The organism is Negadavirga shengliensis (assembly GCF_042652345.1).
Taxonomy (GTDB): domain Bacteria; phylum Bacteroidota; class Bacteroidia; order Cytophagales; family Cyclobacteriaceae; genus Negadavirga; species Negadavirga shengliensis.
The window spans coordinates 1-19,908 of sequence record NZ_JBHSJJ010000006.1 but is presented as its reverse complement, the minus strand read 5'-3'; the positions used below and the strand labels follow the sequence as shown (position 1 = coordinate 19,908).

Below are 19,908 nucleotides of genomic sequence, written 5' to 3'. Positions count from 1 at the left end.
GATGCCCCACTTACTCAGAGTATTAACAATTTAATCGTTAATTTAACAACAAAATTTAAACAATTTAATTTATGCTATGAAATATTGAATTATTTGCCCAATAATTAATATCAAAAAACCGAATTCTACCATGAATTTACCGCAAATTAAAATTTCCCACGAAGCTCTTCAATGCTTCCATTTTTGATTACCTCATTATTATACACTGCGATAGGCCCTGACTTACAGAAATCCATGCACTTTGTTTTTACTATTTTATATTTTCCTTTATGGCTGTCCATTTTCACAAGATTTTTCACTTCCTTCAAAAAAGACTTACATCCGTTCCTTTTACAATCAGAACCTGTACAAACGAATACAAATTTTCTGTAAGTTGCCATAGCCTATCCTCCAAATGCTCCTTGTAACAAAATCCCGCAAATATATGCCCCGTAAGTACCGACCGCATATCCCAAAACTGCCAGCAAAACCCCGACCGGTGCAAGTGAGGGATTGAAAGCAGAAGCCACGATGGGAGCCGATGCCGCTCCTCCCACATTGGCCTGTGAACCTACTGCAACAAAGAAGAAGGGGGCTTTGATGAAATAGGCCACCACAAGCATAATAATAATATGTACCAACATCCATAACATACCTATCAAAAAAAAGACCGGATTATCCAAAACCGCCCTCAGGTCCATTTGCATGCCTATAGTGGCCACCAAAACGTACAGGAGAACACTGCCCAATCTGGAGGCTCCTGCCCCTTCCAACTTTCTCATTCTCGTGAACGAAAGCAGCAGCCCCCCGGTAGTCGCCAGAATCACTATCCAGAAAAATGAGGAATCAAGAGAGTATTGCCGCAGAGAGGGATAATTTTCTCTGATCCAAGGAGCCAGGATATCCGCAAAAAGGTGGGATAAACCCGTTACAAAAAAACCGAGACCGAGGATTACCATCGTATCAGCCATTGAAGGTATTTTCATGATGCTTTTCCGGTATTGCTCCACCTTTGACTTGAGGGATTCAATAACACTGCTGTCTGCACCAAATCTTCCATCAATCACCTCCGGCTTGGCTGCCCAATAAAGCAGCACCGCCATCCATATGTTGGCAACAATCACGTCAACCGCTATCATCTGGGCAAAAAGCGTGGGGCTGGCGCCAAATACTTCCAACATTGCGGTTTGGTTGGCGCTGCCCCCTATCCAGCTACCCGCGATAGTAGCCAGTCCTCTCCAGGTTTCCTCCGCTCCTGCCCCCCCTAACACATCCGGATAAAACAGGGATACTATAAATAAGGCCAATGGACCACCCACTATGATTCCGGTGGTACCCGCCAAAAACATGATCAAGGCTTTGGGACCCAGTTTAAGAATGCTTTTCAAATCGATACTTAGCGTTAACAATACCAATGAAGCAGGCAAAAGATATCTTGATGCTACAAAATAAAGCTGCGAATTTTCTCCTGATATCAACCCAAAAGTGTTCATAAGCGCCGGAAGGAAATAACATAGCAGGATGGTGGGTACTACCCGGTAAAATCTTCTGAAAAAGACGGAATCACTTGCTGAAGTATAAAAGACCAAGGCTAAAACAGTCATTAATAAACCCAGTGTTACGGCATCGTTTTCAATTAAAGGGTTGGTGGATTCCATGTTCGATTATTTTCCGCTAAGAAAGGTCATATAATTGCCAAAATCAAAATATTTTTATAGGTACTGTTTCATTTTATGTCACAAAGTACGCTCCCAAAAAAAATCAATGGCGATAGCTGGGACATTTCCCTACTCCCCTATACTCTCCAAAATCGACAGCAACTCACTTAATATCATAGCAGTAGCCCCCCAAACCATTTCATTAGCGATGGCAAAATAGGGTGCATTGATTTTGGCCCCTCCTTTCAGGTCCAAAAGTTTTTCCTTTCTGATTTTGTAATCCAATAAAGTATAAAAGTCACAGGAAATTACCCGCGCCACTTCACGTGGATCAGGATTAAAAACGGGCTCATTTTCCGTAAATCCCACAAAAGGCTGTACGGTAAAATTACTCGGCGGAATATATAACGGGGTAAGTTCCCCAATAACGCTGATCCGGCTTCCTTCCACACCCAGCTCTTCTTCTGTTTCCCTTATGGCCGTAGCCTCTAAATCCAGGTCTGTTTGCTCCCACTTTCCTCCGGGGAACGAAACCTGTCCGCTGTGTGCTCCCGGGTAAACAGCCCTCTTAATAAATGGCACCTTACTCAGGGCACGGTCTGGATAGATCAGGATCATTACCGCCCCTTTCCTGGTGTCATTTCCCGGATCCGGCGCAAAGCGTTCTTCTTCTACAGGCTGCGGCGCCATGATGATCTGTCCTTTTCTTCCAGGCAAAGGCTGCTTTAGACCCCTTTCCAATTTATTGATCAACGTAAGAAAATCCTTCATCATCTAAAATTCAGGTATCGAAGATACAAAAAAGGCCTGGACATTGTCCGGGCCTTTTTCACTTATCAAACCTATTAAACCTATTGGGTTTTATTCAATAATTGAATAAACTGGGGGAAATTTAAGGAATAATTTAATATTTACAAAGTTTCACTATTTAGACGTGAAAAATTGTATTTGAAAAACCGGGAAGCTTAATAAGCTAAAGGAGATTTTTGACCAAAATCAGTTGAAATGAATAAAAAACCGATAGAAAAAACAGTGGAGATCATCCTGAGCGGTTATGAAAAATACATGACGGATTTCAATCGGATTACCAAGCTGGCTCCCGAAAATTTTGTAGCCAGAAACTGGGCTGGGCTACAAGAAAACCATAAAAAAAGATTACGGCTGTACAAGGATCACCTGAAAGTGATCATAGATCTATGCAAAGCTGTTCTTGCGGATGCCGTAGATGACAGACAAATTTGGAAAGCCAATAAAAAACTATTTACGCAACGTGTTGCCCACATGGAAGACAGAGAGTTGGCGGCATCCTTTTTCAACTCCGTCATCAGAAAGACCTATCCGGGAATGTCCATAGATAAAGAACTGATGTTTGTAGATGATCCGTTTGAAGATAAAAAAGCAGAAGCTGACCCCGGTCTGTTTTATAACTACCCTGCAAACTGGGACATTGAAAAGATTTTCAGAAAAATTATGGATGATTTTGATTTCGGGGTGCCCTATTATAATAAAGAAGAAGACATTGGATTTTTAGTCAAAGAGGTTCGGGAAGTAATCCTCAGCAGGTACCCTACAACCACCGAAACCACCACACAGGTGCTCAAGAATGTCTTTTACCGAAACAAAGCGGCATACCTTATTGGCAGGACCTATGTAGGTAAAAAATGGATGCCTTTTATCATACCGTTCGTCCACAACGAGAAAGGTGTCTTTGCCGATACCTTGATATTTGACCCCAATATCATGAGCAGCATTTTCAGCTATACCCGTTCTTATTTTATGGCCGAAATCAAAGTTCCTGCGCAGGTGGTGGCTTTCCTTAATTCGGTCATTTCCCATAAAAGGCCTCATGAACTCTACAATGCCATCGGATTCAACAAACATGGGAAAACAGCTTTTTACAGGGATTTTATCGATCATTTGAATAACAGCGACGACCAATTTGTGCTGGCCCCGGGTATCAAGGGAATGGTGATGGCAGTCTTCACGCTCCCTTCCTACAATATCGTTTTTAAATTGATCAAAGACCATTTTGATCCGCCTAAAACCATGACCCGGCAACAGGTAAAGGAAAAATACAAGCTGGTAGGTCTACATGATCGCGTGGGAAGAATGGCGGACACCCATGAATTTGAAAACTTTCATCTTCCTTTAGACAGAATACATCCGGATCTCATGAAAGAACTGAAAAACACGGTCAATTCTCTGTTGGAAATCAAAGGAGACACCCTGATCATCAAACATCTCTATACAGAAAGGCGGCTGATGCCGCTGAACATTTTCCTGGAGAATTGTTCCTTTCAGGATGCCCAACAGGCTGTGGAAGAATACGGCAACTCAATATTGCAGCTCGCCCAGGCCAATATTTTTCCCGGCGACATGATGACCAAAAACTTTGGCGTTACCCGCCAGAAACGGGTGATTTTTTATGATTATGATGAAATAGAGTTTTTGGTGGACATGAATTTCCGGAAAAAACCCAAGCCGGAAAGCTATGAACAAATATATGCTTCCGAACCATGGTATGAAATAGGTAAAAACGATGTCTTTCCTGAAGATTTCAAAAGGTTCATGATAGGAAGAAAAGACGTGAGAGCGTATTTCTTTGATTTTCACCGGCAACTTTTTGAACCCGAAACGTGGATTTCCATCCAGAATAAAATCAAAAACGGCGAACTTCTCCACGCCTTCCCTTATCCGCACTGTATGCGCTTCAGACCGGAAGAGGAAATATAAACAGCGTTAATTGGTTCATCATTCTTTGTACCAAGAGGCGTACATAGGATAGTTTTCTGCCGTACGACGGATTACCTCCGCCATTTCCGGTCCTGTTTCTTTTATTTTCCGGGCCGGTATTCCCCCGTATATGCAGTTTTTTTCCACCCTGGCCCCCGCGAGTACCACGGCGCCGGCAGCAATGACCGCACCTTCTTCCACCACGGCGCCATCCATTACAATGGCCCCCATGCCGATCAGCACGTTGTCCTGAATGGTACATCCATGGACGATGGCCTTGTGGGCTATGGACACATTGTTCCCTATATAGGTAGCTGCTTTTATATAGGTGCAATGGATCACCGCACCATCCTGTATATTGGTATTATCCCCTATCCTGATTTCATGGACATCGCCTCTGACCACTGCATTGAACCAAACGGTACAGTTGTCCCCCATAATCACATCGCCAACCACGGTAGCATTGTCTGCCAACCAACAACCTGCGCCCCACTGCGGAGTTTTATCCTTTACTTTTCTGATAAGTGCCATAAATGACAATCGGTAATCCCTGCTATTAAGAACTTCAACTCCCAAAGCTAAATTATTTTCCAAACTTCTGAACTTTTTTGGTCAAAAACAGTTTTCATGTACATACATACAATATCATAACCTTATCTAAAAACTATTTAACATGAAATTATTGAAGACTACAGGAATTGTGTCTGCTCTGGCGCTTGTCGCTTTTAGCTGTGGCGGAAGTGCTGATACGGTAGAAACCAAAGATGCCCAGGAAGTGGCAGCCGGCAGCGGTCAGACATTGTCACTGGACCATTCCACCAGCAAAGTTAATTGGAGGGGCTATAAGCCTACCGGCCAGCATTATGGCATCATTCCTATTACCGGTGGAGAATTGACGGTGGAAGGCAATGAAATCACCGCTGGGAATTTTACTTTTGATATTACGGCGCTGGAGATCCATGACATGGAAAAAAGCGACGAAAACCACACCAAATTATGGAATCACCTACAGTCAGATGATTTTTTTGATGCAACCAATTATCCCGAAGCCAAATTTGAGGTTACGGAAATCATTTCTTATGGATCGGGGAACCTGGTAGAGGACAAAGAAGAATTTGCTTCAGATAACACCCCTAAAAGCGCCTCAGAACTGGCTCCGGACAGTCCTACCCACTGGATCAGCGGAAACCTCACCATGAGGGGCACCACCAAGAACATCAAATTCCCTGCCCGTATTTCTGTGGACAACAATGCGGTGACGGCTCATGCAGGTTTCAACATAGACCGGACCGAATGGGGGCTTTCCTATGGTGATGAAGCCGGCGTGGCCAATAAAGCCGCTGATCGTTTCATCTATAATTCTGTCAGTGTAGAATTCGATATCAAAGCAAACTAATACCAACTTTTAGTTGATTACTTATAAAAACAGGAGGCACCTTGTCTCCTGTTTTGTTTTTATTGGTTAATTTGTTCCCATGAAAAGCATGCTCGGTTTCAGGGTCAATATTTCCGACAAATGGATCAAACAATTGCTAAAATGGGCAGACATAACTTACCCTTATGTTGCTTATTTTAACCCAAACAACCAGCCGTATCCTGAAAGTGGCTTCAAACATGTGCTATATGCCGGCGAATCAGCTGTTTCCCTGGAAGATTTAGCATCCCTGCCTTCCGCCCTTCCCAAAGCTGGTATCATTGGTTACGACCAAAAAAACAGTTATGAAAACCTGAGCAGTGAAAATCCTGCTTTCTTTACCTGTCCGGACTCGCTCTTTTTTCTCCCCGGCCTTATCGTAGAAATCGAGGGTCAAGAGGCCCTTATCCGGCACTCCCATCCTGAAGCGATCTATCAACAAATCTGTAATTATGATTATGAAGCGTATACTTTCCCCTTCAATTTTATCAATATCCATTGCAGCCATACACAGGAATCATATCACCGTGTTTTCAAAAAAATACAGGAACATATTATTGAAGGGGATATCTATGAAATGAATTATTGTATGGCGTATCAAGGTACTTTTTCATCCATTGATCCGGTAACCTTATACTTTGATCTGTGCAAGATTTCACCCATGCCCTTCAGCGCCTACTTTAAAGCAAATGGTTTGGTATTGGTGGGTGCCTCACCGGAACGGTTTTTGAAGAAAAAAGGAAACGTGTTGATGGCCCAGCCCATGAAGGGAAGTGTAAGAAGAGGGGCAACAGTCCAAGAGGACACCCATCTGAAAAAATCACTCCTGCAAAGCGAAAAAGAGCGTGCCGAAAACCTGATGATTGTGGATCTGATGAGGAATGATCTTTCGAAAATAGCCCAAACCGGAAAAATCACGGTAAAAGAATTATTTGGTGTCTATTCTTTCAAACAGATTACCCAAATGATTTCAACGGTAACGTGCGTTTTGAAAGATGATGCTAACTTTGCGAAAATCATTGCAAGCACCTTTCCGATGGGAAGTATGACCGGTGCACCAAAAATTAAATGCATGGAGTTAATCGATCAGTATGAGACCTTTAAAAGATCGTGGTTTTCGGGTACGCTCGGGTATATAGACGAAAACGGGGATTTTGATTTCAGTGTGATTATCAGAAGTATCGTTTTGGATATAGTATCCGGAAAGTATTATTTTGGGGTCGGCAGTGCGATTACCTCCGATGCCAATCCTGAAGACGAATATGCCGAATGTCAATTGAAGGCTCAAGCGCTGCTCAGGGCACTTCAGCATAAACACCTGTAACCCGGTCAAAACAGCACCTCCTATCATTAATGCGGTTGGATTATGGAAAATCCGTAATCCCTATACATTTTATTTAAAACACTGTTTGATGCATCGTAAAAAGGAATCTTTACCGCTTTTTCGCTCCGACGAAATCTCTACCCATAGAGATGATGAATTATTGAATTTGATATCTTCAGTTTCCCGCCGCCGGTAAACCATACAGCATATTTAATAACCATATATAAATGACTACACTAAAACAAATTCTGCATTTTATAAAAGAAAGAAACCCGCATGAACCGGAATTTCATCAGGCAGTTGAAGAGGTTTTTGAAAGCATACAACCATTATTAAAAGATAACGGCATCTATATAAGAGAAAAGGTGTTTGAAAGACTTTGCGAGCCTGAGCGCATTGTCAGTTTTAAAGTCTGTTGGACAGACGACAACAATCAAGTCCAGGTCAATAAGGGATACCGTGTGCAGATGAACAGCGCGATTGGTCCTTATAAAGGCGGCCTGAGGTTTCATCCCTCCGTTAACCAAAGTATTCTTAAATTTTTAGCTTTTGAACAGATCTTTAAAAATGCGCTGACTGGCCTTCCTTTGGGAGCAGGAAAAGGAGGGGCCGACTTTGATCCCAAAGGAAAATCCGATGGGGAAATCATGCGTTTTTGCCAATCCTGGATGACCGAAGCTTATAGGCACATCGGTCATTTTACTGACGTGCCGGCTGGGGATATCGGCGTTGGGGAGCGGGAAATCGGATACCTTTTTGGTGCTTATAAAAAGATAAAAAACGAATTTCAGGGGATGATCACCGGCAAGGGGCTTGACTGGGGAGGCTCGCACTTGCGGCCCGAAGCCACGGGCTACGGATTGATCCATTTTGCCCAGTTCATGCTGGCAGAAATAGATGAGGCTTTGGAGAACAAGGTCTGCTTGGTATCCGGTGCCGGAAATGTCTCCCAGTTTGCCATGGAAAAACTTCTTCAGGAAAAGGCCAAAGTGGTGGCTTTTTCAGACTCCACAGGCTTTGTGCACGACCCTGATGGCATCAACGAATCCAAGCTGAGTTATATAAAAGACATCAAAAACGGCCAAAAGAAAAGTGTGGCTGTCTATGCTGAAAAATATAAAAACGCCGTCTTTACGGAAGCGGGGAAAAGCAGCATCTGGTCTATTCCCGCGGATTGTGCTTTTCCCTGTGCCACACAGAATGAATTGACCCTGGATGACGCCAAAGAACTGAAAAGCAACAAGCTGATTTTATTGGCGGAAGGGGCCAATATGCCCACCACACCTGATGCCATCGCCTTTATCAGAAAAACCAGGATACTGTATGGTCCAGGCAAGGCTGCCAATGCAGGCGGCGTGGCCGTATCCGGCCTTGAAATGAGCCAAAACCGTCTGGGCAGGTACTGGACCAAATCAGATCTGGAAAAGGAATTGCGCACCCTGATGAAGACCATCCAGGAAAACTGTCTGGTGACCATCCACGATTATGGGCTGAAGGAACATGATTACCTGAACGCGGCCAACATGAGTGCCTTTGTAAAAGTATCCAAAGCCATGATGGCCCAGGGTATTTTTGGATAAAGTATGGTCCAACAGGTTTTATGCAAAGTTGCAGGGAAACCGGTCAGATACGCTCCAATCAAACGGGCATACGCCACCGGAAAACCTTCCTTCGCATGAAACCTGTAATGGATGATGACGTATTATAAGCATCTTGAAACCGGTCCGGCAGGCCGGTTTCAGGCTGCAATTCATCGCTGCCGGTCTTTTTGATGACCATCCCATTCCGATAGATGTACCCTGAAAATGCGGACGGGGTTATCTTTGTACACTGTGGTTTTTTCCATCCGCATCCCGTTTTTGAGGGCAACCCGCTGTGAGGGAGTATTGGTCAAACTGATGATTGAAATCAGGGATTCGGCCAGCAGGTTCTCAAACGCGAAATCCTTGCATTTGATGGCTGCCTCGGTGGCCAGACCTCTGTTCCAAAATTCCCGCAAAAGGGAGTAACCGATTTCAAGCTCCCTTAATCCATCCACCGGCTGTACCAAAAGCCCGCAGTGACCCACCAATTTCCCCGTCTCCTTTTCAATCAGTGCATTCATACCCCCCAACCCGTTTTCATAACGAAACTGTTGCTTTTCATACCATTTACGGCATTCTTCGCCAGGGCTATCGTAATCCATCTTCCAATGCACCCTTGTCAAAGGATCTTTATGGAATTCCAGCCAGTCGTCAAAATCAGACAAATTGATTTTTCTGAAACGGAGGCGGTCCGTCTCCTGTCCTTCCAGCAGGTATTTCATGGTATATCAGTTTTAGGATTTCAAATTTGCTATAGGAAGGCGAAAAGCCCACACATCTATTTTCTACTTCAAGGCCTGCCTATTGGTAACCCAACAGACCCAAATGCCCCCCTTTTTGTTCTGTTTGTTCTTGTAAGCGCTTTTTAACGAACAAAAGCGGGGACCGTTCTGTCCAGCGCGTCCTTAAGCCAATTCGGATTGATCAGTGCCAGGTCAGCCGGAATATGATCAGAGTGAAAATACTTTAACTCAACCGTTTCCTGGTTTTTAAAGCCTTTCTCAATTTCTGAATCCAAAACCGCTTCGAAATAAGTCGTGACATACTGAATTGTTTTTTCCCGATAAAAGTACGTTTGCGAACCGGGGCTTGAATATACGCCTATCAGCCGGATTATGCTTGCTTTTTTCCCGGTCTCCTCTTCGATTTCCCTCAACACGGCTTGCTCTACGGTTTCACCGAACTCCACATGACCCGATATTACACACCACTTCTCCACATCCTTTCTTTTTTGTAGCAATACCTCCCCTGCTTCGTTGAAAATCACCGCGGCCACAGCCGGTAATATCTGCGTGGTATGGTCCATTGTATTTAAATTTAGTTGATTTTTCCTATCCGCAATAATAACGGAAAATTTACTGTTCTCTTTTCTTGCTCTCCCCACCCGGCTTTTAACTTGGGGTAGATTATTGCTACCGGGTTCTTCTGATGATGCCTCATATAGTGTTTTACAGCCGACCAAGTTTCCAAATAACCTCTCAGATGGCCCAGCGTCCAATCCATGGAAAGGTGAAAAACGGGAACCGGAAGTTCCTCAAAGGGAAACGGTATGGTCCTGTAGCCTTCTTCGACATATTTTCTTTCTGCGTCCCAGTATTTTCCCACTATATGGGTATACAGCTCGTCTATGCATTGATCTATATTCGGATTGACCTGGATACGGCCATAGCCCAGGATCACCAACAAAGCGTTTTTTCTTGCAGTGCGCTTCACTTCAGGATAAAATCTTTCGAAATCAAACCAATGTATGGCCTGTCCCACCGTAATCAGGTCAAAAAAACCCGCGGGGAAACCGGTTTTCTCCGCAGGTTGCAGGGAATATTGGATATTCGGGTGCCGGTGTGCATGTTCCAATTGGGACTTGCTGATATCTGTCGCATAAACCTGATCAAAAAAGGAAGCCAGCCTGACTGCCACCTGCCCGTTTCCTGTGGCACAGTCCCAGGCGTTTTCCTTACGGGGCAGGATATGTTCTAAATACTCGAATACCGCGTCGGGATATTCCGGCCGGTATCTGGCATAATCATCCGCTTTTGTGGAAAAGTTATCTTTCATGATGTGTCGGCAATCTCTCAGCGTTCTATTAACGCAAGGAAACAATTTGAATAGCTAGAACTAATTAACGCATAACCCCTTTCCGTTTTGTACCGCCTTCCGATAAAAACAGGAAATACGCTGTCATGTAGAATATTATCATATATATACTCTTCATCCTCATCATAATACCCAGATTATTCAGTGTGAATGCATACAGCAAACACATCAGTATCCCAACGGCCGATCCCGCTATCAAAAAAAGCGGGACTGTCTTCCTTTTTCTGAAAATCAAGCCCCATATCCCCAACGAAAACAGCAGCAGGGCAAAGCTGTTTTCTAAAGATGCTGCGAGGAACCAAATCCCTCCTTCGTGTTCCCAAATAGGTCTAAACCATACCGTCCATAATTTTTCCGGGAATGAGTAGGTCTCCATAGGGACCTCAGAGCCCGCATTGAAAGTCCGCAAAAATGCCATCTGTTCCTGAAACATGGCTGTGACCCAGGAACTGGAAAAACCAAATTGGGTGTAGCCCTGAAACCATTTGTATGCCGCAATGGATAGCAAAAGCAGGGCAGAAGTCATGACCGCCCATTTCCGATAGGGTCTGAAGATATTTTGAAACGGAAGCACTACCAACAATACCGTTAAAACAATAAGACTGCTGAAAGGCCTGGTCAAAAAAGTCAGCAGGATGCCCGCCGATAAATAGATCCAGTTCCGGGGAAATTGTATAAAACCCTTTAATACCCACACCAATCCCAACCATAAAAGGGCTTCCTTTCCAATACCCGCTGTCCAAAAATGTACGTTAGGTGTGAACAACAGCAACACCCAGGCTTTTTCCCTCCAGCTTTTCCCAAAAGTTACTGAAGAATCGCGAACCATACACAGGAGTTCCCGGAACCCTATAAAGGACAGCGCTGCATACAGCAGGTTGCCTGTAAGAAAACCAATGCCGAGTATCCCAGCCGGCAGGTAATTCAGCCATTGAATAAAGAATGTCCCCAGCCCCCAATGGGCCATCCAAGTATCCCCGGTACGTGAAGTATCCGCCGTTAAAGCCCAATAACTTTGGGCATCCCCGCCATAAAGCACAATGAACCGGTAAAATATCCAGGAAAACAAGAGATGATAGACCCACAAACCTTGTAGGGACCAGATAGAGAAAGTAGAAAAGTGCTGCTTCTTTGCTAGCCTGTGGTTTGACCAAGTCACCCCACCCAAAACAAGTGCTAGGATAATAAAGTCCATGAAATCCTGAATTCCCTCATGATAAAATGCATGTGACCATGTTGATTAATACGTAAGATAGTTTTGTACAGGGATATAACCAAGAGAGGGGCCGATTCACTTTTGTCTAAGCAATCGATGCCATCCGTCGTGCCCTTTAAAGCTATAAAACTGCCCCAGTTTCTCCCTTGTTTAACCAAAAATCCTTTATATTTAATCTTCAACCCAAAGTGCCATGACAAAGAAATTATTGCTCCTGTTCTTCCTATTGAACAGCTTCTCCCCTTTATTCCCGCAATCCTCCCACCTGAAGGTCATCAGCTACAACATTTGGAATGGTTTTGACTGGGGAAAGGACAAAGACCGGGAGCAGGCCATGGTAGCCTGGTTAAAAAACGAGGATGCTGACGTGATCGGCTTCCAGGAGCTCAACGATTTTACGCAGGAAAAACTGGAACAACTTGCAAGCCAGTGGGGGCATCCGCATGCGATCTTATTAAAAGAAGACGGCTATCCTATCGGCATCACCTCCAAAACCCCTCTGCAGCTACAAGCCAGGATGTTGGGCGGCTTGTGGCATGGCATGCTCCATGTCCGGACAGCAGGTATTGATTTTTTGGTGGTCCATCTCAGCCCCCATGACTGGCGGTTTCGGCGCCGGGAAGCTGAAATGATCACCTCTTATATGGAAAATGCCTTGGTAAAAACCGGCAAAAGCGCCTTTATGGTGTTGGGGGATTTCAATGCCCACTCCCCCTTTGATGCCCAACTCGACCGGCTTAATCCTCATGCCCTGGAAAACAACCGGCAGGCCGACAGCCTAAGGTATGTTGAAAAAGGGGAAGGTGCTTACCAAACCCTTCGGGATGGTCAATTCGATTATAGCGTTATGGCCAGGTTTCTTTCCCTTCCCCTCATAGATGTGGTGGAAAAGCATATGGAAGTTGAAAAAAGACATTCCTTCCCCACTCCCGTGGTCATTGATAAATCAGAAGCCGGCAAAAAACAACACGGCAGGATTGACTATATCCTGGTCAGCCCGGTTTTGGAAAACCGTTGTATAGATGCTAAAGTCATCAATTCCGGGGAGCCGGAGCATCTGTCGGACCATTATCCGGTAGTCGCGGAATTCAAATGGGAAAACACCCATCCCTGATTACGGATGGGGTTTATTTCCAAACAACTGCCCCCAAATAAAATCCGTGTCAATCCCCCGAATCCCGATCCGCACGCTGTTGCCATAGCTTTAGCGTAGGCACCCAGCTGGCGGACGGGGCAGGCTGTGCAAACCTGTCCCGGACTTGTTCCGGGATCCGTGGACAAAACCCGGCATAAGAAAAAGAAATCGGGCCTCATTAAAATTGCTCTTTTTCTAACTATTCATTCAAAAAGTAACTTTTCTTAAATTTAGGCTGTTTGAATAGAAAAAATAATGCGCTATGAATGAAATTATAGAGTTTGAAGTTTTATCAAACTATCATATATGGCTAAAGTTTTAAGATGGGTATGAAAAAACCGTTAATGTTCGGTCTCATATCGGTAAAGGGTTCACACAAGAGCTGCTAGACGAAAATGAATTTAGAAAAGTAAGAATTGAAGAAGGGGGTGGCCTTGAGTGGGAAAATGGATTTGACATGTGCCCTAATTACCTACGAGAACTTGACGAAGAAAATAGAAACGTGGCCTAATCTTGAAATTCCGCACCTGGGCATATAGCAACCATTGTCCGCATTCTTTAATCCCGGAAATCCCACCTTACAGTGCATCCGTGCCCTTTTTCAAATAAAAATAAGAGATGGCAGCGGCCCCTGTATCGGCCATCGGAAAAGCATACCAGATGCCTTCCAAGCCAAAAACCATCGGCATCAAAATCACCAAAGGCACCAAAAATATCCCCTGCTTGCTCAAGGCGAGCAACAATGCCGGTTTAGGTTTGCCGATGGCTTGAAAATAAGCACTACCGATGAGACTGAAAGCCAACAACGGTGTGGCCAAAAAGGTCTTCCTCATCGCAGGGATACTCTGGCTGATGAGTTCCTGGTCCTCGGTAAAGACCCTCACCAGAGAACTGGTAAAAACCATGATCACGAGAAATATACAGAAGGCAATTGCAGTAGAAGATCGCAAAGCAAGCCGGATGGCAAAATGGACCCTGTCCTTTAGCCGGGCGCCATAATTATAGCCGGCTATAGGGACAAACCCCTGCGTGATTCCCAAAACGGGAAAGTTGGCAAACATCAGGACCCTGTTGATAATGCCATAGACGGAAAGTCCCATTTCCCCGCCGTACTGGAAAAGCACGTTGTTCAGTACAATTGCCAGGACACTCACGGTACCCTGCCGGGCCAAAGTCACGGCTCCCAAAGCCGATATTTCCTTTGCAATCCTCAAGTCAGGCCGGAACCAAGACGGCTTCACTTTCATGATGGACTTGCCAAACACAAAAAACCACAAGGTAAATGCGGCGCTGGCCATGTAGGAAATCGTCGTGGCCCAGGCAGCTCCCCTAATTCCCATATCCAGCCAGACGATAAAAATGGGGTCCAGAATAATATTACAAACCGCCGGGACGATCAGCGTATACATTGCCGCTTTGGGGTATCCCTCGGCCCGGATGACATTGTTGCTCATCATGGCCCAGGCCAAAAAAGGAATACCTATCAATATGACGCTGAAGTATTCTTTAGCCGGCTCAAGCACCTCTCCCTTTCCTCCAAAAAGCTTAAGTATGTCTTCCAGAAATACGAAACCGGCGCCCACGGCTATCAGTCCGAGAATCAACGTCATCCCGATCTGGTTACCAAAAGTGCGGAATGCCCGTGGAAAGTTATTGTCCCCAAATGCCCTGGAAATGATGGAGGCGCCGCCCACGCCAATAGACATGCCCACGCTGGAGATCAAAAAGTTGATGGGAAGCACCACGGTAATAACGGCTATGCCGATAGAACCCACGAATCTCCCGACAAAAATCGTATCCACGATTCCATAAATCGACAAAACCAAAATGCCTACTGCTGCCGGTACCGCCTGCTGTAAAAGCAGTTTTCCAACGGGGTCCGAACCGAAAACAGTGTTGTTGTTTCTCATAGTTTCTCTGTCAGGAGAGGGGATGGCCAACGGAAGAAGTGGACGAAAGTAACTAATTCGGCATTAATTAAAAACCAAAATGCTGCCACAGGCTAAAAAGACTTGGTAAATTGGATTTTAATTTTCAGCTGAAAGTCCTTGATCACCTTAAAAATTTCCCGTATCGTCACCATTTGCACTTTTGTCAGTTCATGGATAGGAATATAATTCCTGGGCTTTTTTTTCCCCTGGATAAGCCTTTCCGCCTGCTTCTCCAGTCTCAGCGCCATGAGGTAATAATAAGCATGATACAATTCCCTGGCTTCTTTTTCGGTAAAAACCCCATTTTCTGTCAGCAGCTGAAGCCGTTGACCGGTGTTGGTTTCAAAAATCCTTTCGTCAAGGGCATATAACCGGATGCCTTCCACCATAGGGCTCATGGCTCTTTTGATATCAAAAACCTCTTCGTCTTCCACTTTGAAGGTTTTGATATTTTTTAACCAGGTAAGCTGGGTATCATATTGGAGGATATTTTGGGCCATATTGTAATAAAACCGTTCCAGGGGGTTTTTGAGCTGCTCATCCATAAAGGTCTTTAAGGCTTCCAACAAAGAAAAATCCCCATAAATGGGTCTGCAATCAAAAAACGTCGCATACCGCATCACGGTCTCCGGGGAGGATTCCTGGAACCAGGAAGCATAATTTCCTTTCCAATGGGAAAGTGAATGGGTCCATTTGGGGTTACTGGCCATGAACCCGCCTTTGCAATAGTTGAACCCGATGGCGTCCAAATCCTCCGACACTTTTGCCGCAAAGTCCAAAAAATATGCCCTTACCTCTTCGCGGTGCTCATTGGCCTTGTCTTCATAGATGATGGCGTTATCCTGATCCGTTTTGAGGGTCTGCTCTTTTCTTCCCTCACTTCCCAAGGTGAAGAATACAAATTTGGCCGGGGGATCTCCCTTTTCCCTGATCACGTTTTCGATCACCCTCAGCGCGATGGTATCGGCGATGGTGGATATGATCTGGTTAATGATCTCCGCCCTGATGCCCCGCTGTACCAGCTCATGGACAATCTTCGGAACCTGCTCCCACTTTCCGCGCAGTTCTTCTTTGTTGATGGCCTGTTTTACCGATTGGATAAATATGAATGGCGACTGGGACTGTTCTGTCAATATTTTGTTCCTGCTGATAACGCCTGTGTACAGCCCCCCTTTGCTTACCAGCAGATAGCGGGTCTTGGTGCGGAACATCAGCAAAATGGCTTCATAAATAAAAGAGTCGCCGGAAATGGCCACCAGATTTGGATCCATGATATGGGCCACGGAACCTTCCAGGGATTCCCTTTCCGCAATGACATTGTCTCTAAACGTGATGTCCGTAACAAATCCCTGAAGCTGGTCAGGCCCATGACCGACAAACAGGCAACTGACTTTTTCCTGTTTCATGAGCCGGGCAGCCTCATATATCGGTGTTTCAGGAGTACAAAATATTATTCGTCTTAACGGTATCTCCTGGATCTTCCTGGTGTAAAAAGCATCTATACCTGCAATATTATTATCAGTCATATTCACTTGGAATGAAAAACAAATTAACCAAACATTCCGGAGATTTGTTGCCTTAGGGGCGTTTTTGTCATTTAATATTTGTATTTAAAAATTCTTGCCTTACCTTTGCACAAGCTTTCAAAAAGGGGGCATTTTTAGGTCAATTTTCCCGGTAAAAGCCGGGTCAACACGCTAAAAAACATTGAAATTCTGGGTCCTGTAGCTCAACTGGATAGAGCAACTGCCTTCTAAGCAGTAGGTTTCAGGTTCGAGTCCTGACAGGATCACTTTCGCTGATGTGAAGGTTCCAGTGCTGACTGTGAACAAAACATCTCTAAATACGATTCCGTAGCTCAGTTGGTAGAGCATAACACTTTTAATGTTAGGGTCCTGGGTTCGAGCCCCAGCGGGATCACACAAATAAAAGACCTTGTTGTTTTGAACGGGGTCTTTTTTATTTCAACATACGCCCAGGGGCGAGAAGCCTGTCCCGATGAGCCGACCGCAGGAGGCGATTTCGGGAAGCCCCAGCGGGATCACAAGTAAAAAAAACCTGGTATTTGGATCCGGGTTTTTTTGTTTCTGACCAATCGTTCTGGGCGAGAAGCCTGTCCCGAAGCAGCGGGGGAAGCGGGCCGGTTCGGGAAGCCCCAGCGGGATCACACCACCCCCCTCTAATCGATTTATCGAGGTTCTTTTATCTTTGTCATGTGAAAGGTTGAATAAATGGACCCCGTTCATAAGATACTTTTCCTTTTGATTTTGGAGCGAATCAGTTAATGCCCTCTGATATCCTTTACCGGCTTTCCGTTCCAAGCCAGGCCTTTGACGCCCTGTTTCCCATTTCAGCCCAAGCTTTCCATAGCGGAATTTAAGGTGTTCCTTTCTGGTCATTCGGATTATTGAGGTTAGGTTTTTATGCGCTGTAACTGTTTCAGGATTTTGTCTTTTCTGTCATCTCCAGTTATTCCGCTTTTTTGTTTCGGTAATATGGGCAAGATGATGATTACAGTGCCAGGCATACAGGCCTATATTTTCATCAATCCGAAAAGTCTTTCCCTGTTCAGGATGTATAAATACTCTCCCATATTGTTCTTCGGTCAGGTTGTTCAACAAAATTGTCCATCTTTCGTGTATGCCTTCTATCATTTTTATGGAGGGTCCAATAGGCATATTTTTAGCGTCCACCAGTTCTGCCCACCGGTCTTCAAAGTAGGGTTTTATAGTCGGCCGGTCTTCTGTCAAAGCAAGTTTTAAACGGGTTAAACTGTTCATATGGCTGTCTGCACAGTGATGAACCACCTGTCTGATTGTCCAACCCTCAGGTCTATAGGGGGTGTCAAGTTGCTCGTCTGTCAGATAGCTGACTTCGCTTGACAGCCTTACTGGAAATAAAGAAATATCAGAAATCCATTTTGCCAATACATCCTTGGTGATGGTGGCCGGGCTTTCAAACTTTCCTATCGGGAATTTCAATTTTTCTATGGTCATATAGGTGATTTTTGTTTATGTCGGCTGTCTTTTTGGCCTTCTAACGGATTGCGGTTTGAAACATTGGGGATTTCGGGCCCAACACTATCCACCGATACAAACATTGACACGCAGCAGAGACTTTGAGTTCTCTCTCACCCCAATGATTTATACCGCGCGTTACGCCACTAATCCACAAATTCATAGACCTACTATTGAACCGGATCGGGCTGAATTTGAAGAAGGGTATTCGGATCGTATCGTGTACCTGAGAGAAAGACGGATTCAATCTCACGCGTATTCGAAATTGAGAGGGTGGGGTCTGCACTAAGAATAACCAAGTCTGCCCTTTTCCCGGCATTGACCGTACCGGTTTCATTTTCAATCCCGAGAGCTACTGCTCCATTTCTCGTGGCTATGGACAAGACCTCAAGAGGCGGGATCCCAGATGAGACAAGAAGCTCCATTTCGCGATGCAAGGTCACGCCAGGGGTCATCCAGGGATTCAACAGGTCAGTACCAGTCGTAAGCAGGACGCCTCGCTCATGGAAGACCCGAACTATTTCGAGCATTAATGGCCATGCCTCTTGTGCAGCTGAAAACTGCTCTTCAGTCCAAGAGCTTGAGTAAGGAAAGGGACCGGACCGCCAAGTTTCGGCCTGTCCAGGCATTGCGAGGTCGGGCTCCAATCGTTCAAGTACTGTCGGGTCGTTCCCCCAGGTCATGGCCTCACCTAAAACAAGCGTTGGATCAATGTCAATCCCATGTTCTTTAAGTAGATCAGCAAGAGACATGACTTCCGGACCGCGCACATCTACGATCTCACTCCAACGTGCAAAGAGGTTCGGATTAAATCCATTCGGGCCAGGAGGAATATAGAAATCGGCAAATTCCTCTCGATATGCTGCGGGTATAACCTCATCGATTAATCCGGAATACCAAGAATGCGTAATTGCATCGATTCCGGCGTTAGCGGCTTGAGTCCAAGAGGTCTCACCTAAATGACCGATAACACGAAGGCCTTGACGGTGTGCTTCATCAATTACAACTTCAGTTAGATTAGGGGGAAGACCTGCATAGACCTTGACGAATTTCACGCCTTTTTTTGCATCATTTGCAACGATCGCACGGTAGTCATCTTCCGTTTCCCCACGTTGTCCATAGAATGATAAGGGACCATTGATAAGGATGCCGGCAAGGTATAGGTCCGGACCCACAATTTCACCCTTGCGGACGCGCTCCCTAAGTTCAACAACTGGATTTGATGGTGCTCGTACAGTAGTAATCCCAAATGCTACAAGCTGGGCAAGAAATTTGGGGGCATACCTTCCTTGATCAATGTGAGCGTGCATATCGATTAATCCGGGAATAACAAATTTGCCTGAGAGATCAATAACGTCTGCATCTGCCGGAGCACGCGGGGCGTCAGAAATTGGCCCTGCGTATGCAATGCGATCCCCTGCTAATGCAACCACTGCTTCTTGTACCGGAGGATTACCAGTGCCATCGATAAGTGTACAATTCCTCAAAATTGTAGTAATACTTGTGTCGACAGCGGGCGCACAGCCCATAAAAAAAGCGGGGGTAAGTAGCACCATCAATAGATAGCGTAACCAGAACGTCGAAAAAACCGGTTTTTCCCCTTGTGGAACCCTATTACGAGTCACGTGACCTTTTTGTACTACAAAAATTTCTGTTTTCATAGGATTAAGTTTAAGTCAAAATTTTCAGGCGATCAACGTCAGTTCGTCTAAAAACCTTCTTGTGGGTAGAATAATCTGCCTTAAACGCTTCATTTTGATTGATTTTAAGCTGCCAATCGAAAATTTCCTGAATCCCGGTCAAAAACTCCTGATTCGATTGCCG

18 protein-coding genes, 2 tRNA genes and 1 pseudogene are annotated in these 19,908 nt (G+C 45.0%); 8 read left to right on the top strand and 13 right to left on the bottom strand.

The genetic code is table 11. The features are described from left to right. Positions 1–146: 146 nt before the first annotated feature. From ACFPFU_RS11805 to ACFPFU_RS11795, 3 genes are all read right to left on the bottom strand, one after another. The gene (locus tag ACFPFU_RS11805; RefSeq protein WP_377064720.1) at positions 147–380 is read right to left on the bottom strand and encodes an NAD(P)H-dependent oxidoreductase subunit E; all 234 of its coding nucleotides are present in this window, start codon (positions 378–380) and stop codon (positions 147–149) included. A gap of 3 nt (positions 381–383) precedes the next feature. Next, positions 384–1,637 carry a DUF819 family protein gene (locus ACFPFU_RS11800; protein WP_377064718.1) on the bottom strand — a complete coding sequence of 418 codons (1,254 nt, stop codon included), beginning with the start codon at positions 1,635–1,637 and terminating at the stop codon, positions 384–386. Positions 1,638–1,766: 129 nt separating this feature from the next. Then, a complete protein-coding gene (locus tag ACFPFU_RS11795; RefSeq protein ID WP_377064716.1) occupies positions 1,767–2,411 on the bottom strand; it encodes an NUDIX hydrolase in 645 nt (214 codons plus the stop codon). Between the two features lie 231 nt (positions 2,412–2,642). Here ACFPFU_RS11795 and aceK point away from each other — a divergent pair, with 231 nt between their 5' ends. Then, positions 2,643–4,370, top strand: coding sequence for a bifunctional isocitrate dehydrogenase kinase/phosphatase (gene aceK, locus ACFPFU_RS11790; protein ID WP_377064714.1), 1,728 nt, complete (start codon positions 2,643–2,645; stop codon positions 4,368–4,370). An 18-nt stretch (positions 4,371–4,388) separates the two neighbouring features. Here the strand turns inward: aceK and ACFPFU_RS11785 are convergent, their stop codons facing one another. Next, complete coding sequence (locus ACFPFU_RS11785; protein ID WP_377065195.1) at positions 4,389–4,901, bottom strand: gamma carbonic anhydrase family protein; 513 nt, start codon at positions 4,899–4,901, stop codon at positions 4,389–4,391. 142 nt (positions 4,902–5,043) lie between these two features. On the opposite strand from ACFPFU_RS11785, the gene ACFPFU_RS11780 reads away from it, so the two are divergent. From ACFPFU_RS11780 to gdhA, 3 genes are all read left to right on the top strand, one after another. Then, positions 5,044–5,766 (top strand): YceI family protein, encoded by a 723-nt coding sequence (locus tag ACFPFU_RS11780; protein WP_377064712.1) that lies wholly within the window; start codon positions 5,044–5,046, stop codon positions 5,764–5,766. A 79-nt stretch (positions 5,767–5,845) separates the two neighbouring features. Continuing rightward, positions 5,846–7,108 (top strand): anthranilate synthase component I family protein, encoded by a 1,263-nt coding sequence (locus ACFPFU_RS11775; protein ID WP_377064710.1) that lies wholly within the window; start codon positions 5,846–5,848, stop codon positions 7,106–7,108. Positions 7,109–7,335: 227 nt separating this feature from the next. Continuing rightward, positions 7,336–8,688, top strand: coding sequence for an NADP-specific glutamate dehydrogenase (gene gdhA / locus ACFPFU_RS11770; RefSeq protein ID WP_377064708.1), 1,353 nt, complete (start codon positions 7,336–7,338; stop codon positions 8,686–8,688). 170 nt (positions 8,689–8,858) lie between these two features. Here gdhA and ACFPFU_RS11765 read toward each other — a convergent pair whose 3' ends face one another. From ACFPFU_RS11765 to ACFPFU_RS11750, 4 genes are all read right to left on the bottom strand, one after another. Beyond that, positions 8,859–9,413 (bottom strand): GNAT family N-acetyltransferase, encoded by a 555-nt coding sequence (locus ACFPFU_RS11765; RefSeq protein WP_377064706.1) that lies wholly within the window; start codon positions 9,411–9,413, stop codon positions 8,859–8,861. Between the two features lie 143 nt (positions 9,414–9,556). Beyond that, complete coding sequence (locus tag ACFPFU_RS11760) at positions 9,557–9,997, bottom strand: NUDIX domain-containing protein (RefSeq protein ID WP_377064704.1); 441 nt, start codon at positions 9,995–9,997, stop codon at positions 9,557–9,559. An 11-nt stretch (positions 9,998–10,008) separates the two neighbouring features. Further along, entirely contained in the window at positions 10,009–10,746 is a 738-nt protein-coding gene (locus tag ACFPFU_RS11755) for a class I SAM-dependent methyltransferase (RefSeq protein WP_377064703.1), read from the bottom strand. 64 nt (positions 10,747–10,810) lie between these two features. Then, complete coding sequence (locus tag ACFPFU_RS11750) at positions 10,811–11,980, bottom strand: hypothetical protein (protein ID WP_377064701.1); 1,170 nt, start codon at positions 11,978–11,980, stop codon at positions 10,811–10,813. A gap of 214 nt (positions 11,981–12,194) precedes the next feature. Here ACFPFU_RS11750 and ACFPFU_RS11745 point away from each other — a divergent pair, with 214 nt between their 5' ends. Both ACFPFU_RS11745 and ACFPFU_RS11740 read left to right on the top strand, forming a co-directional pair. Next, positions 12,195–13,115 carry an endonuclease/exonuclease/phosphatase family protein gene (locus ACFPFU_RS11745; RefSeq protein WP_377064699.1) on the top strand — a complete coding sequence of 307 codons (921 nt, stop codon included), beginning with the start codon at positions 12,195–12,197 and terminating at the stop codon, positions 13,113–13,115. A gap of 355 nt (positions 13,116–13,470) precedes the next feature. Next, a pseudogene (locus tag ACFPFU_RS11740) lies at positions 13,471–13,647 on the top strand (DUF2442 domain-containing protein); the annotation flags it as partial. Between the two features lie 67 nt (positions 13,648–13,714). Here the strand turns inward: ACFPFU_RS11740 and ACFPFU_RS11735 are convergent. Then, entirely contained in the window at positions 13,715–15,046 is a 1,332-nt protein-coding gene (locus tag ACFPFU_RS11735; protein WP_377064697.1) for an MATE family efflux transporter, read from the bottom strand. Between the two features lie 92 nt (positions 15,047–15,138). Continuing rightward, positions 15,139–16,593, bottom strand: a complete 1,455-nt coding sequence (locus tag ACFPFU_RS11730; protein WP_377064695.1) for a DUF294 nucleotidyltransferase-like domain-containing protein — start codon at positions 16,591–16,593, stop codon at positions 15,139–15,141. A 192-nt stretch (positions 16,594–16,785) separates the two neighbouring features. On the opposite strand from ACFPFU_RS11730, the gene ACFPFU_RS11725 reads away from it, so the two are divergent. After that, positions 16,786–16,859 (top strand) — tRNA-Arg (locus ACFPFU_RS11725). Between the two features lie 55 nt (positions 16,860–16,914). Further along, positions 16,915–16,987, top strand: a tRNA-Lys gene (locus ACFPFU_RS11720). A 44-nt stretch (positions 16,988–17,031) separates the two neighbouring features. On the opposite strand, the gene ACFPFU_RS11715 is transcribed toward ACFPFU_RS11720, so the two are convergent. The 3 genes from ACFPFU_RS11715 to ACFPFU_RS11705 form a co-directional block, all read right to left on the bottom strand. Beyond that, on the bottom strand, positions 17,032–17,466 hold the full coding sequence (locus ACFPFU_RS11715) for a hypothetical protein (RefSeq protein WP_377064693.1): 435 nt from the start codon (positions 17,464–17,466) through the stop codon (positions 17,032–17,034). 60 nt (positions 17,467–17,526) lie between these two features. Continuing rightward, positions 17,527–18,063, bottom strand: coding sequence for a YfiT family bacillithiol transferase (locus ACFPFU_RS11710; RefSeq protein ID WP_377064691.1), 537 nt, complete (start codon positions 18,061–18,063; stop codon positions 17,527–17,529). A 191-nt stretch (positions 18,064–18,254) separates the two neighbouring features. Beyond that, positions 18,255–19,745 (bottom strand): amidohydrolase family protein, encoded by a 1,491-nt coding sequence (locus ACFPFU_RS11705; RefSeq protein ID WP_377064689.1) that lies wholly within the window; start codon positions 19,743–19,745, stop codon positions 18,255–18,257. Positions 19,746–19,908: the final 163 nt, after the last annotated feature.